The organism is Variovorax robiniae, assembly GCF_037889955.1.
In the GTDB taxonomy this organism is placed as follows: Bacteria; Pseudomonadota; Gammaproteobacteria; order Burkholderiales; family Burkholderiaceae_C; genus Variovorax; species Variovorax robiniae.
Genome location: NZ_JBBKZS010000001.1, coordinates 190,018 through 203,781, shown reverse-complemented (window position 1 = coordinate 203,781; position 13,764 = coordinate 190,018). Strand labels below are relative to the sequence as shown.

At 67.2% G+C, this 13,764-nt stretch carries 11 protein-coding genes; 5 read left to right on the top strand and 6 right to left on the bottom strand.

The features are described from left to right. Window positions 1-5: 5 nt before the first annotated feature. A complete protein-coding gene (locus tag WKW79_RS00850) occupies window positions 6-1,409 on the bottom strand; it encodes an amidase family protein (protein WP_340333203.1) in 1,404 nt (467 codons plus the stop codon). A gap of 134 nt (window positions 1,410-1,543) precedes the next feature. Here WKW79_RS00850 and WKW79_RS00845 point away from each other — a divergent pair, with 134 nt between their 5' ends. Continuing rightward, window positions 1,544-2,224: a transglutaminase-like domain-containing protein gene (locus WKW79_RS00845; protein ID WP_340333202.1), complete on the top strand. Its 681-nt coding sequence runs from the start codon at window positions 1,544-1,546 to the stop codon at window positions 2,222-2,224. 31 nt (window positions 2,225-2,255) lie between these two features. Here the strand turns inward: WKW79_RS00845 and WKW79_RS00840 are convergent, their stop codons facing one another. Next, window positions 2,256-2,696 carry a hypothetical protein gene (locus tag WKW79_RS00840; protein WP_340333201.1) on the bottom strand — a complete coding sequence of 147 codons (441 nt, stop codon included), beginning with the start codon at window positions 2,694-2,696 and terminating at the stop codon, window positions 2,256-2,258. Window positions 2,697-2,931: 235 nt separating this feature from the next. On the opposite strand from WKW79_RS00840, the gene WKW79_RS00835 reads away from it, so the two are divergent. Genes WKW79_RS00835 through WKW79_RS00820 form a run of 4 tightly spaced genes read left to right on the top strand, consistent with a single transcriptional unit; the run spans window position 2,932 to window position 8,406 of the window. Beyond that, entirely contained in the window at window positions 2,932-4,260 is a 1,329-nt protein-coding gene (locus WKW79_RS00835) for an MFS transporter (RefSeq protein ID WP_340333825.1), read from the top strand. A 58-nt stretch (window positions 4,261-4,318) separates the two neighbouring features. Continuing rightward, entirely contained in the window at window positions 4,319-5,752 is a 1,434-nt protein-coding gene (locus WKW79_RS00830) for an FAD-binding oxidoreductase (protein ID WP_422823779.1), read from the top strand. A 45-nt stretch (window positions 5,753-5,797) separates the two neighbouring features. Further along, window positions 5,798-7,417, top strand: a complete 1,620-nt coding sequence (locus WKW79_RS00825; protein ID WP_340333200.1) for a tannase/feruloyl esterase family alpha/beta hydrolase — start codon at window positions 5,798-5,800, stop codon at window positions 7,415-7,417. Window positions 7,418-7,443: 26 nt separating this feature from the next. Beyond that, window positions 7,444-8,406: a LysR substrate-binding domain-containing protein gene (locus WKW79_RS00820; RefSeq protein ID WP_340333199.1), complete on the top strand. Its 963-nt coding sequence runs from the start codon at window positions 7,444-7,446 to the stop codon at window positions 8,404-8,406. Window positions 8,407-8,409: 3 nt separating this feature from the next. Here the strand turns inward: WKW79_RS00820 and WKW79_RS00815 are convergent, their stop codons facing one another. From WKW79_RS00815 to WKW79_RS00800, 4 genes are all read right to left on the bottom strand, one after another. Next, the gene (locus WKW79_RS00815; protein WP_340333198.1) at window positions 8,410-10,110 is read right to left on the bottom strand and encodes a sulfatase-like hydrolase/transferase; all 1,701 of its coding nucleotides are present in this window, start codon (window positions 10,108-10,110) and stop codon (window positions 8,410-8,412) included. A 104-nt stretch (window positions 10,111-10,214) separates the two neighbouring features. Then, window positions 10,215-10,787, bottom strand: coding sequence for a methylated-DNA--[protein]-cysteine S-methyltransferase (locus WKW79_RS00810; RefSeq protein ID WP_340333197.1), 573 nt, complete (start codon window positions 10,785-10,787; stop codon window positions 10,215-10,217). Window positions 10,788-10,877: 90 nt separating this feature from the next. Next, window positions 10,878-11,783, bottom strand: coding sequence for an SDR family oxidoreductase (locus WKW79_RS00805; RefSeq protein WP_340333196.1), 906 nt, complete (start codon window positions 11,781-11,783; stop codon window positions 10,878-10,880). Between the two features lie 160 nt (window positions 11,784-11,943). After that, window positions 11,944-13,746, bottom strand: a complete 1,803-nt coding sequence (locus tag WKW79_RS00800) for an FAD-dependent oxidoreductase (RefSeq protein WP_340333195.1) — start codon at window positions 13,744-13,746, stop codon at window positions 11,944-11,946. Between the last annotated feature and the right edge of the window lie 18 nt (window positions 13,747-13,764).

The following is a 13,764-nucleotide window of genomic DNA, read 5'->3' as shown; positions in this document are numbered from 1 at the left end:
TGCCTTCAGCCGACGGGGTCGACGACCGGCATCGGCGGAACGCCCCTTGCCTCGATGGCCTCGCCCGCGGCCAGGCAGAGATCCTCGCGGAAACGCCCGGCCACGAGTTGCACGCCGACCGGGCTGTTGCCGACCATGCCCGTCGACACCGTAAGCGCGGGCAAGCCGGTAAGCGGCAAGGCGATCATCGTCATCTGCGCCTTCCAGACGCGCGCATAGGCCTCAGTGCCCTGCAAGTCCAGGTTGGCCGCGAAGGGCAGCTCGGCGCACACCGGCAACAGGACGACCGGATAGCGTTCGAGGAACAGTTGCCACTGCCGCGTGATGGTGGCGCGCCGGACCAACGCCGCCGAAAGTTGCGCCGCACCGATGTCACGCGCGACGCCCGCCTGCCCTGCCAGCGCGGTGATCGCACCCGCATCGCCCTCGCGCTCGGCCGCCTTCACCATGGCCTCGTAGCCGTCGCCCATCCACAGCGTGACCTGGCTTTCGACGGCATCGCGAAGCGGCGGCAGCGCATCGACCTCGTCCACCGTCCAGCCCGCGTCGCGAAGGCGGCCCACTGCATCGAGCAGCGCCTTCACAACCTCGGGTTGGGTGTCCAGTCCATCCGGCCGCAGGCACATCGCGACGATGCGCGGCGCGGCCGGTCCGACCAGCGGCGCGGGGCACCACCACGGATCGCGCGCATCCGGCGCGGCCATCGCGGCCAGGCCCAGCCGCAGGTCATGGATCGTGCGGGCGATCGGGCCGGAGACGGCCGTGATCTGGCCGCCGATGGTGCGCTCGGGCAAGGCTGCGTTGAATGCCGCGATACGCCCGAGCGTTGGCCGCAAGCCATGCACGCCGCACGCATAGGCCGGATAGCGGATCGACCCCGCGATGTCCGTGCCATGCCCGATGTGCCCGATGCCCGCCGCGACCGCCGACGCCGCGCCACCGGACGATCCGCCCGGGGTGAGCGCGGCGTCACGCGGGTTGAGCGTGGTGCCGTGCAGCTTGTTGCCCGTGAACCAGCGGTAGCTGAAGGCCGGCGTGTTGGTGCGCCCGACGATGACCGCACCCGCCTTCAGCAGGCTGTCGACCACCGGACTGTTCGTCGAAGCGACCAGGTCCTTTTGCAGCGTGACACCGTTGGTGGTCGCGAAACCGACCTGGTCGATGTTGACCTTGACCGTCACCGGCACACCGGCGAGTGCGCCTGCTTCCTCGCCACGCGCGAGCGCCGCATCGATCGCACCCGCGCGGCGCAGCACGTCATCTGGCCGGCAGTCGACCACCGCATTGAGCTTGGGATTGACGGCATCGAGCCGTGCCAATGCAGCCTGCGCCGCTTCGGTCGCCGACAGCTTGCGCTGGCGGATCAGGTCGGCCACGCGGGAAGCGGGCAAGCGCCAGATGTCGGTCATCGGTTCGGAACTCCGTGAGTGGTGTGAAGACGCTCGCAAGCGCGAGTCGGATCGTATTTCAACAGCTGCCACTGTGCTGTCCCGCAACAGATGCACGTTCAACCGGTGTATCGGACTTCTGGTAAACATCGGACATGCAAACCACGATTACAGGCCCGACGCGGGCAACCCTCGCAGCGACCACACTGATCGACAGTGACCACCCCAGCGTCGTCGACTTCGCAGCCGAACACGCTCAGGGAACGAACGACCGCGAACGCGCCGTGTCCCTCTACTACGCGGTGCGTGACCGCTTCCGCTACGACCCGTACCGCGTCGACCTCTCACCGCACGGCATGCGGGCAAGCCAGGTGATCGAACAAGGATACGGCTGGTGCGTGCCCAAGGCCGCCCTCCTCGCGGCCGCTGCGCGCGCCGCCGGCATTCCCGCGCGGGTCGGCTATGCGGACGTGCGCAATCACCTGTCGACGCAGCGCATGCGCGAGACCATGCAGACGGACATCTTCATCTGGCACGGCTACACCGAGCTGTGGCTGGATGGCGCCTGGATCAAGTCCACACCCGCGTTCAACGTCGAGCTGTGCCAGCGCTTCGGCCTGCTGCCGCTCGAATGGGATGGGAAGACCGATTCGCTGTACCACCCCTTCGATGGCGAAGGGCGGCGCCACATGGAGTACGTCGGGGAACGCGGCACGTTCGACGACATGCCGCTCGAGCGCATCGTGAGCGACTTCGCGACGACTTATCCCGCGTGGCAAGGGCTCGCCCAAGCGGGGGTGAGTTTCGACGCCGACGTGCAACGGGAAGCGCGTTAGGCAGCCCTTGCGGGCTCGCTTCGTTGCCGCCTCAGGAGATGCAACTCAGCTTGAGCGATTCGATGCCCCCGCCAAAGCCCAGGCGCTGGATCAAGCCACCCGCGCGGGTGTTCGGCGCGAAGGTGACCGTGCGATCGCGGAACATGCTGTGCTCGTAAACTTGCAAGGTGGCCTTCGGCCCGACGGAGACACTGTCGATCGCGCGCTTGAGCGCCTTGGCCGATCCCTTGTCCATGGTCTCGATCACGGCCGGGCCGACCAGCGTGGCCATGTCCCCCTTGAACTCGCGGTCCGAATAGAACTGCGCCCAGCAACCCGACGCCATCGCCGGGTCGTTCACCTGCACCGGAATCAGCAGTATCGTCGGGTCGGGCTGGTTGGCGGCGGTCGTGGTGGGCGACGTGCTGCTGCACGCGCCGAGGGCCAGCGTGATGGAGACGAGGGCGGCGGCGGAGAAAGCGGTGCGTTTCATGGAGGCTGTGGGCTTTGTGGGTCAATGGAGCTCGACCGTAACGTGCGCGGCGCTGCGGCTGAAGGGCGGCTTGCGCGTCATGTCGTAGGAAGAAGCCGCCGGGCCCCGTCCGATCGGCCATCTCCCAGCGAGATGGCACGTTCTCCCATCGGTATGAATTTCGCGAGTTAACCCGATAGGGCCGATCGCGCGGCGGATCAACCATGGCGGCCTGGCAAACAAGCAAGACACCATGATGACCACCAGCTCTCTATCGACGCCGCTAGGCGGCTCCGTCTCTCTCTCGGCCGCGGACGCGGTCTATCGCAAGGTCAGCTGGCGGTTGATACCGCTGCTGTTCGTCTGCTACATCGTCGCCTACCTGGACCGCGTGAACGTCGGCTTTGCCAAGTTGCAGATGCAGGATGCGCTGCAATTCAGCGAGGCGGTGTACGGCCTGGGCGCCGGCATCTTCTTCATCGGGTACTTCATCTTCGAAGTGCCAAGCAACGTCCTCATGCACAAGGTGGGCGCGCGCCGCTGGATCGCCCGGATCATGATCACCTGGGGCCTGTTGTCGGCGGGCACGATGTTCGTGGATTCACCGATGACCTTCTACGTCATCCGTTTCTTCCTCGGTGCAGCCGAAGCAGGGTTCTTCCCGGGCATCATCCTGTACCTCACCTACTGGTACCCAGCAGCCCGCCGCGGCAAGGCGACGTCGCTGTTCCTGGCCGCGATCCCCTTCGCCGGCATCCTGGGCGGCCCCATCTCTGGCTGGATCCTGCAGGGCATGGCCGGGATCAACGGCTGGCAGGGGTGGCAATGGCTGTTCCTGTTGCAGGGCCTTCCCACGGTGGCGCTTGGGCTTGTGATCTGGCGCTACCTGGACGACCGGGTCAAGGATGCCGCATGGCTGAGCCTTGCAGAACGCGAGCTGATCGCACGTGAAATCGCCGCGGACAACGCCGGCAAGTCCGAGGTCAGCATCTGGCGTGTGATGGCGCAGGGGCGCGTCTGGTTGCTGGCCCTGGTGTATTTCTCGTTCGTGTCCGGTCTCTACGGCATCTCCTTCTGGCTGCCCAGCATCATCAAGGCCATCGGGGTGAAGGGCGCGCTCGACATCGGCCTGCTGAGCGCCATTCCGTGGACCTTCGGCGTGGTCGCGATGTACCTGACGGCGCGCAGCGCAGACCGTCGCCTCGAGCACCGCTGGCACTCGGCCATTGCCGCGGTGGTCGGCGCGGCCGGCCTGCTGATGAGCGTGGCAATGCATGGCAGCGCCGCCTGGTCGATGGTCGGCCTGACCATCGCGACGATGGGCATCATGTCGACGCTGCCCGTGTTCTGGGGCATGCCGACCGGCTTCCTCGGCGGTGCAGCCGCAGCGGCCGGCATCGCCTTCATCAACTCCTTCGGCAACCTCTCCGGCTTCGCCGCGCCCTTCATGATCGGTGTCATCAAGGATGCGACGAAGAGCACGGATGCCGGCCTGCACATGCTCGCGGCGCTGCTCGTGATCGGCGCGGTGCTGGTGCTGCGGGTCAAGCCATCGGCCGCATCGTCGGCCGCCTCGACGCACTGACGTCACTCCCCTCCGCGGGCGGGTTGCCCGCGCCTCATCTCTCTTCAGGAAAAAGATCATGGATGCCCATGTGATGGACCCCGTGCGCCCGTCTGCCGCCGATGCCGGCCGCCGCGCACCCTCCGCAGAACTCATCGCGGCCTTGCGCAACCGTTTCGGCGCGCGGCTGTCCACGGCCGCCAGCGTGCTGCTGCAGCACGGCAGCGACGAGTCCAGCTACCGCCCGCTCCCGCCCGACGCCGTGGTTTACGTGCACAGCACCGACGAGGCAGCGTTCGTGGTGCGGGCCTGTGCGCGGGAGCGGGTACCGGTCATCGCCTTCGGTGTCGGCTCTTCGATCGAGGGCCATCTGCTGGCAGTCGAAGGCGGTGTCTGCATCGACTTCTCGCAGATGAACGAGGTGCTCGCGATCCGCACCAGCGACCTCACGGCCACCGTCCAGGCGGGCGTGACGCGCAGCCAGCTCAACGCGGCACTGGCCGGCACGGGCTTCTTCTTCTCGGTCGATCCCGGAGCCGATGCGACGGTCGGGGGCATGGTGGCCACCGCCGCCTCGGGTACCAACACCGTGCGCTACGGCACCATGCGCGACAACCTCGTGAGCCTCACGGTCGTGACTGCGCAAGGCGATGTGATCCGCACCGCATCGCATGCCCGCAAGAGCTCCGCCGGCTACAACCTGACGCAGCTCTTCTGCGGCTCCGAAGGCACGCTGGGGCTCATCACCGAGGCGACGGTGCGGATTCACCCGCATCCCGAAGTGGTGGCTTCGGCGGTCGTGCATTTCCCTGCGGTGCGCGCCGCCGTCGACTGCGTCATCGAGTCGATCCAGCTCGGCGTGCCGCTGGCGCGCGCGGAAATGCTGGACGCGCTGACCATCCAGGCCGTCAATGCGCACAGCCGCACGACGCTGGCGGAGAAGCCCACGCTGTTTCTCGAATTCGCCGGCAGCCAGGCGCAGATCGAGGAGCAGGCCGCGGTCGTTGCCGAGATCGCGAGCGGCCATGGCGGTGGCGAGTTCCAGTGGGCCAGCCTGCCGGAAGAGCGCTCGCGCCTGTGGACGCCGAGGCACCACGCCTACTTCGCTTCGCTGCAACTGAAGGCCGGCAGCCGCAGCATGACCACCGATGCCTGCGTGCCCTTGTCCGCGCTCGCCGCCTGCGTGGAGGAAACATTGGAAGACATCGAGGCCCATGGCCTGCTGGCACCGGTGTTCGGCCATGTCGGCGACGGCAACTTCCATTGCCTGGTGCTGGTCGACCCCGACGATCCCTCGGAAGCGGCCGCCGCCGAGGCCTTCAGCCACCGGCTGGTCCAGCGCTCCTTGCGGCACGGCGGCACCTCGACCGGCGAGCACGGCGTCGGCCTTCACAAGATGCAGTACCTCGTCGAGGAGCACGGGCCGCACGCGGTCGCGCTGATGCGCTCGATCAAGCGGGCCTTCGATCCGCACAACATCTTCAACCCCGGCAAGGTCGTCAGCTTCGGCTGAACAAAGACCGACGCACAACACGTTCGAACCCACGGAGACAAGTCAATGCAATTCACACGTAGCGCCTCGTTGATCGCCCTGCTGGCGGCTGCCGGATGCGGTGGAGGGGGCCACAACAATGGCTTCATTGCCCCAGCCCCTGTCGCAGCCAACACGCCGGCACCAGCCCCTGCGCCCGCCCCTGCCCTCACGCTCTCGGAAAAGTGCCCCCTGATCCCGGGCCAGCCCCTGGGCAACGGGGCCACCGTGCAGGACGCCCAGGTCGTTGCCGCCACCGGTGCGCAACCCGAGTACTGCGTGGTGCATGCCAAGCTCGATGGCTCGACGCTACGCTTCGAAGCGCGCATGCCGACCAGCGGCTGGAACGGCAAGATCGCGTTTCTCGGCGGTGGCGGCTTCGATGGCGCCATGCCGGTCGCCACCGACCCGCAGTTCAGCGAATCGATCGTCAGCGAGCGCTACGCGACGGTCGGCACCAACGGCGGCTACGACTATCCGGGCGTGCGCGGCCTCGACTACTTCAAGGCGGCCTTCGCACTCAACCCCGAGCAACTGGCCGACTTCACGTACCGGTCCGAACACCGCGCACTGCCGGCCGCCAAGGCGCTGGTCGCGGGCTTCTTCGGATCGGCCGCTTCGCGCAGCTACTTCGAAGGCTGCTCGATGGGCGGGCACGATGCGCTGACGGAGGCCCAGCGCTATCCGGAGGACTTCGATGGCATCGTGGCGCGCGCGCCGGCCGGCAACATCATGGGCCTGTTCATGCAGTTCAACCGCATCTCCAAGCAGGTCCGCACCCCGGCCAATTCGCTCAATGCGGCCAAGCAGACGCTGCTCGCGAATGCCGTGCTGGCCCAGTGCGACAGCCTCGACGGCGCGGCCGACGGCATCATCGGCAAGCCCGAGGCTTGCCACTTCGACCCGGCGCCGCTGCGTTGCGCGGCCGGCGCGGACACGGGCGACAACTGCCTGTCCGACGCGCAGATCGCCACGGTCAACACGGTGACCTCGGCCATTGCCTCGGCCGATGGCGCCTGGACGCACCCTGGCTACAACCCCGGCGCCGAGAACTCTGCCAAGGGTTGGGGCGAATACATCTGGCCGAGCGCGGCCTTTGGCGGCAATTCCGTGCAGGGCCTGTTCTCGGACGGCTTCGTGCGCTCCTTCATCACGCAGGATCCGAACTACGACACGCTCTCCTGGAACTACGACGACTGGCTGCCGCGCATGGGCGTGGTGGGCGGCATGTTCGAGGCTTTCAACCCCGACCTGACGGCGCTGAACGCGCGTGGCGCCAAGCTCATCCTGTGGAACGGCACAACCGCTTCCTCGGTGAGCCCTCGCGATACCGCGCGCTACTACAACAACGTCGTCGGCGCCCTGGGACAAGCCAAGGCCGACCAGACTGTCGAACTCTTCATGGCGCCAGGCGTCGGCCACTGCTACGGCGGCGTCGGCCCCGACAAGGTCGACCTGCTCAAGGCGATGGCGACGTGGGTGGAGCAAGGCACGCCGGCCTCGGCGCAATCGCTGGTGCATCGCAAGGTCGACGCCAGTGGCGCGACGACGCTCGCACGACCGCTGTGCAAGTACCCGGCCTACCCGCGCTACAAGGGAAGCGGCGACTTGAACGACGCTGCCAGCTTCGCCTGCTCGACCTCCTGAGCCCGAACCGGTTCAGAATCAAGGCCGTGGAGCTTCGCCAATTCAAGTACTTTCTCGCGATCGTCGAGAACAAGAGCCTCTCTCGCGCTGCGGAGCACCTGCACGTGGCGCAGTCGGCCCTGAGCAAGCAACTGGCGGAGCTGGAGTCCGAGCTGGGCGTTCAACTGCTGTCGCGCAGCCGGAACGGCGTGACGACCACCGAGGCGGGCAAGGTCTTCTACGAGTACGCCCAGGGCATCACCAAGCAGATCAGCGATGCACGCGCGGCGGTGCTGCGGTCGTCCGACGCGGTGGTCGGTTCGGTGGTGGTGGCCTTGCCGCAGAGCGTCGCCGCGACGATCGCGATGCCGCTGATGCGCGCCGTGTCGCGCCGCTATCCCAACATCCTTTTCCATCTGAACGAGGAACTCACCGGCAACATGGCCGACCAGTTGCTGCTCGGGCGTGTCGACATTGCCGTCTTCACCGAGACCATGCCCTCGCGCGACATCGTCTTCACGCCACTGGTGGAAGAAGCCTTCGTGCTCATGCATTCGCCGCAGGACCCGATCGCGCCGGCACCGGGCGACATATCGCTCGACGAAGCAGTGGCGCAGCCGCTTGTCCTGCCGAGTGCGCAGCATGGCCATTGCACGCGATGGATCGTCGACGATGCCTTGAAGCGCGCCGGCCTTCCGCCCCAGCGCATCGCGGCGGAGATCAATTCCGTCTATGTGCTCAAGAGCGCGGTCGAGGCTGGTATCGGGCCCACGATCATGCCGCTGGGCCTCGCGCAGCGCGAGGTGGAGGAAGGACGGCTCGTCGCCCATCGCATTGCGTCGACGGACGTGGTGCGTGTGCTCGGCCTGTGCGTGTCACGCCACCTTCCGACGTCCAATGCCAAGCTTGCCATCTGCCGGCTGATCAGCGACGTCTTGCGCGATCTCTGCGAGAGCGGCCAATGGTCGGGCGGGCGCTACCTTGGCGCTGTCGCGCAGCGGGGTCGATAGCAGTCACTCCCCTGCCCTGGCGGGTTGCTTGCCGGCCTGTACCTGGCGCAGTTGATCGCCATCGACCTTCTCGCCGATGCGTCGCATGACCCAGCGGGTCCGGTCGGCAGGCGGTGACGTCGCCCCGAGATCGACAACCGCTGGCCGCTCGTCGACGTAGCGGATGGCCGCCGCATGGAGCAAGGTGGGCACCACGTCTGCATGCATCGCCTTCGCTGCATGGTTGGCGCGCAGCTTGTCCCATCGTGCGGCATTGCCGGCACGCCATTCATCGCTCGCCCAGATGACGGCCGGGACGCGCGTGTCCCATGGCGTTGGGTCCTTGAGCGCATGCTGGAAGAGCTTTCGCTTGTCGTCTAGCAGGTTCTCGCCGTGGTCAGGCGTGAACATCACGAAGGCGGAGCCACCCGCCTGCGCCACATCCGAGATCACGGCATCGACGAAGCGGAGGGATTCGGCTGTAGCGTTGTCGAAGGCGCGGCGGAAATCCGGCAGCGTGGAGGGATCAGGGAAACCGGACAGTTTCGAGCAATCCGCCGGGAAGGGAGCATTCGCCGCGTCATAGCGGTCGCAGTAGGAGAAGTGTGCGCCATAGGCATGCAGCACGATGAGCTTCCTGGGCGCGCCCAGCGCCAGCACCGACCGGAGCGATGGCAGCAGGGTTTCCCGATCGGTCCTCTTCGGTGGAAGAAACACGTCGGTGTTCGCGTCGGGCCAGGCAATGCCCCTTTCCTGGAGCGCGAGCCACCAGGTGCGGAAGCCCACCTCCTCGAAAGCCTTCATGAATGTGGCGTCCTTGCTGACCCGATAGGCACCGCCGGGCATGTCGCGCGAGACGAGCAGCGGGACGGACGTATGCGTGCTGCTGGAGCCTGACATGACGTCGCAGTAGATGATCGCGTCGCGGTGGCTCAGACCGACCTGCCCTGGCCCGCCGCAGGCACCCAGCCGGTCGGCTCGCATCGTTTCCCCGATGATGAGGATGTAGGTCTCGTGCTGCGGATGAACGCCCGCGCCTCGCGTGGCACCCCAGCTCGCGGACGCCGACCGGGGGTTGGTGGCCGCATAGGGCGACACGGTCGAGAGGAAGTTGTCGCGACCGAGCGCGGAAGCAGCGGCCACGGAGATCACATTCAACGGCCAGGCCCTCAACACGGTCTCATGGAAGACCGCGCCGACCATCATCGCAGCGACGGTGATCGCCGCGAGAGTCGCCCAAGCCCCTCTCCGGCGCGCCATCCGGATGGATGGCCTGCGGAACGCGACCCAGATCGGCGTGGCGAACAAGATCGCGGCCAGGGCGATCCACAGCACATAGGGCTGGATCACGGGCCACGCTTCGGCGGGGTTCGGCCGGATCAGGGCCGCCTCGAGAAGGTTGACGTCGCGCAATCGCTCGGCTGCCACAGCCAGCACGCCGAACAGCGCCGGAACGTAGGTGAGCGCCAGGAAAGCTCGAAGCCCCACGAGCGCCCGAAGCAGGCCGAAGAACGCCGCCGATGCGACAACGAGCCAGGCCGCCCTGGAATCCCAGGCGCGCGAGCCCCCATAGATCCAGAGGGCGGGGACCAGCAGGATGGCGGCCCAGGCAAGGTCGATCCGGCGCACGGCACGGTGCCGTGCGTCGAGCACCGGCGCGGATGTCCCGCGCGCTTTCCCCGGATCGCTGTGCTGCTCCATGACCTTCCACGCAGATGGCGGCAAGCGGGAAGATCGCCTGACCACCGGCACCGCGTCAAGCAAAAGCCGACGCGCCCGGCTAAGGAGCCTCTGATCAAGCCCTCCGCGGGGACTTGATCAGAGGCTCCCTAATCAAACAGCGCCAGCGACCCGTTCGGCGAAGTGCCCTCGATGGCCAGCATGCGCAACTTGGTCGGCACGCCGCTGCCCCCTGAAAAGCCGCCCGGCCGGCCATTGGCCGCAAGCACCCGGTGGCACGGCACGATGGGCGCGAACGGGTTGCGCCCCAGCGCCTTGCCGACGGCCCGCGCCAGGCCCTTGTCGCCCAGTTCCTGCGCCACCTCGCCATAGGTGCGCGTCTGGCCCGGGGCGATACGGCGGGCGATGGCATAGACGCGCTGGTGAAACTCGGGCACGCCGGTCATGTCGAGCGGCACCTCACGCAGGTCGCGCGAGCCGCCCTGCATCACGGACTGCACGCCCTCGATCGCGGCCTGCACGAAGGGTGGCGGTGCCGCATCCTCCAGCGGGCCCGTGCCGCGCAGCATCCGTGCCCGGGTGTTGGCCGGATGGGCTTCGGGCAGCTGCACGGCCACGATGGCCTGCGCATTCCACGCGATGCCGCAGGGGCCGATGGCGGTGTCGAACAGGGCGCAGCCACGTTCGCTTGTCTTCAGCGCGTCCAAGGGCATCCCCATCATTCAGCTCCTCCAATCCGGAAAGCCGGATCGCTGTGGAAAGCCGCGATTGTCGCCAATCCGCCGGCGAAGCGCCCCTGCGCCTGCCGCGGCTCAGGGTGTGCGCAGCTGTGCCCGCAAGGCGATGCCGATCTCCGGTCGCTCCAGAAACGGGTCGGCCGGATTCGTGATCGACACGATGTTCTCCATCCGGCTCCGGACGTTGCCGAGCGCCTTCGGATGGCTGAACACATAGAACTGGTTGGCGCTGATCGCTTCGAACACCTTGTTCGCAACCTCAGAGGCGGTGACCTTGCCGCTGCTGACCGCCTTGTCGCTCATGGCCTGGCCGATGAGCTGGCTCTTGGTGAGCTGGTCCTGCTTCGGCGCGTTCGGGCGGTTGCGCTCGCTCTTCGTGATACCGGTCGGTACGAAGTACGGGCACAGCAGGCTCGCGCCGATCTGGTCGGTGACCAGCGTCAAGTCCTGGTACATGGTCTCGGTCAGGCTCACGACCGCCGCCTTGGCCGCGTTGTAGATGCCCATGTTGGGCGGCGTCAGCAGGCCGGCCATGCTGGCCGTGTTGGTGATGTGGCCGCGGTATGCCGGATCCTTGGCCGCCGCCTCCAGCATCATCGGCACGAACAGCCGCACGCCGTGCACCACGCCCCAGAGGTCCACACCGAGGACCCATTCCCAGTCGGCCACGGTGTTCTCCCACACCAGGCCACCGGCGCCGACGCCCGCGTTGTTGAAGACGAAATGCGGTGCGCCGAATCGCGTCTTCACGTCGGCGGCCAGTTGCTCCATCTGCGCCGCGTTCGACACGTCGACCTTGCGCGCCAGCACCTGCGCGCCGGCGGCTTCCATCTCGGCCTGGACCTTGTCGAGCGCGTCCTGCTGCACGTCGACGAGCACCAGGTTCATTCCCCGCGCCGCGCCGATGCGCGCACATTCGAGCCCGAAGCCCGAGCCCGCGCCGGTGAGTACTGCCGTCTTGTCCTTGAAGTCCTGAATCATGAGTGCTGTCCTGTGATGTCTCTGAGATCGAAGAATGAGTTGCGAGGGCTATTGGACCGCTTTACGCCCGTGGCGGCTGTCGTTCAAGTGACGACGCGACCCGTGACCTTCTGAATGCCGCAGCGAAGCCGCGCGTCCCGCGACATCCGCGCGCTGAAATTCAAGCGGTGCGCGTGAAGCCATCGGTGCTCCACCCTTCGCTGCCCACGCCGTTGTGGACGAAGAACAGGCCTTCCGGGTCGTACCGGGCCTTGACGGCCTGCAGCCGTGGATAGTTCGTGCCCCAGTACTGCCGCTGGAAATCCGGCTCGAAGTAGTTGCTCTCGGAGACATAGGCGCCGCCATTCGGCGCGACCTTCCGCAACTCGGCAATGCCGCGCGCGATGGCCTGCGCCCGCACACGCCCTCGCGCGACATCCGGCTCATGGCCCGCGACACCGGGATAGGCCGGCTGCTCTTCCGCCCCCATGATGGCCAGCGCGAAGGCATCGAGCATCAATGGATTCGTGGCCGTATCCCGTGCCGCCGCGATCGCCTCGGCCGGTGCACCCGCCAGCCCCTTGTTGGTGTGCAGCCCGATGCCCGAATGCCGCGAGGCCGCGAACAGCGCATCGCACAAGGCCTCGCGCCGGTCGTCTCGCAACAGCGCCGCAGGCAGCCATGCCGAGTCGTAGCCATGCAGGAACTGCCCCGCCTGCCCCTGGTCGCCGGGCCAGAACACATTGGTCTTCGGCGCGCCAGGCCGGTCGTCGACCGCCATCACGCCCGCCATCCGCTTGAAGGTTGTCGCCGACCAGAACTCCCGCGCCGACAGCGACGCGATGAAGGGCGCCGATTCGAACCAGAACTCCCCCGGCGCACTCGCCACCGCATCGATGAAAGGCTGCCATGCCATCTGCGCCTGCCCCCGGTTCAGGCCCTGGAACACCATCGACACGCGCAGGCTGTTGTCCGGCCGCACGCGGATCTGCTCGCCCCAGTTCGGGTTCATCAGGCGCTTCGCATAGTGCTCGACCACCAGCCCGATCAGCCGCCGGTACGCCTGAGGCGACGTTGCCTTGATCGACATGTTGGCCGCGCCGAAATCCTCCGGCAGTTCGTGCACGCGCACGGTCACCCGCGTCACCACGCCCAGGCTGCCCCCACCTCCGCCCTTGAGACCCCAGAACAGCTCCGGATTCATGCACGCGTTGGCGATGCGCACCTCGCCATCGGCAGTGACGACTTCGGCCTCCAGCAGGCTGCCCGCTGCGGTGCCATATCGCTTCGAGAAACTACCGAAACCACCGCTCTGCACCAGCCCCGCCACGCCGACCGTGGTGCACCCGCCCCCTTGCACAAAGCCGCCGGCCTGCGTCGTGACCGCATGGTAGGCATGCGCCCAGATCGCACCGGCACCGACGCTCACCGCGCGCAGCGGCGCTGCGCTGCACCCGGCGGGAACGAAGCCATCGTGCATCTGGATCGCATTCATCCGACGCGTCCAGACCATCAGCGAATCGGCCGAATTCGAAGTGCCCTGGTAACTGTGACCGCCACCCTTCACCACCAAGCGCAGTTTGTTCTCCCGCGCAAAGTTGACGGCCGCGACGACATCGCCCGCATTGCGCGCCGCCACCGCATACACGCTGGGTTTCGAGGTCCACGCATCGACCCATCCCAAGGTCTGCGTGAGCGCAACGTCATCGCCGGAAAAGTACGGGTTCTTGACCGCCTTCAGCAACTGCGTGCACGCGGCACCAGAGGGCGCATCGATGCACCCCGGCCACGGCGATTGCACCTTGACCAGGGAACCACCAACGGCCTGGCCCAACTGCTGCCAACTCGCATCGGAAGGCCATCCGGCGTCCCCCGGCCGCACACGTGAAAACGTGGATGGCGCAGCCCACACGCCCAGCGGCGCGACCAGCGCACCGCCCGCGGCCTGCAGCAGGCGCCGCCTTCGCGTCGAATCGAGCTTCATGGCGCCCGATTCTGCGGC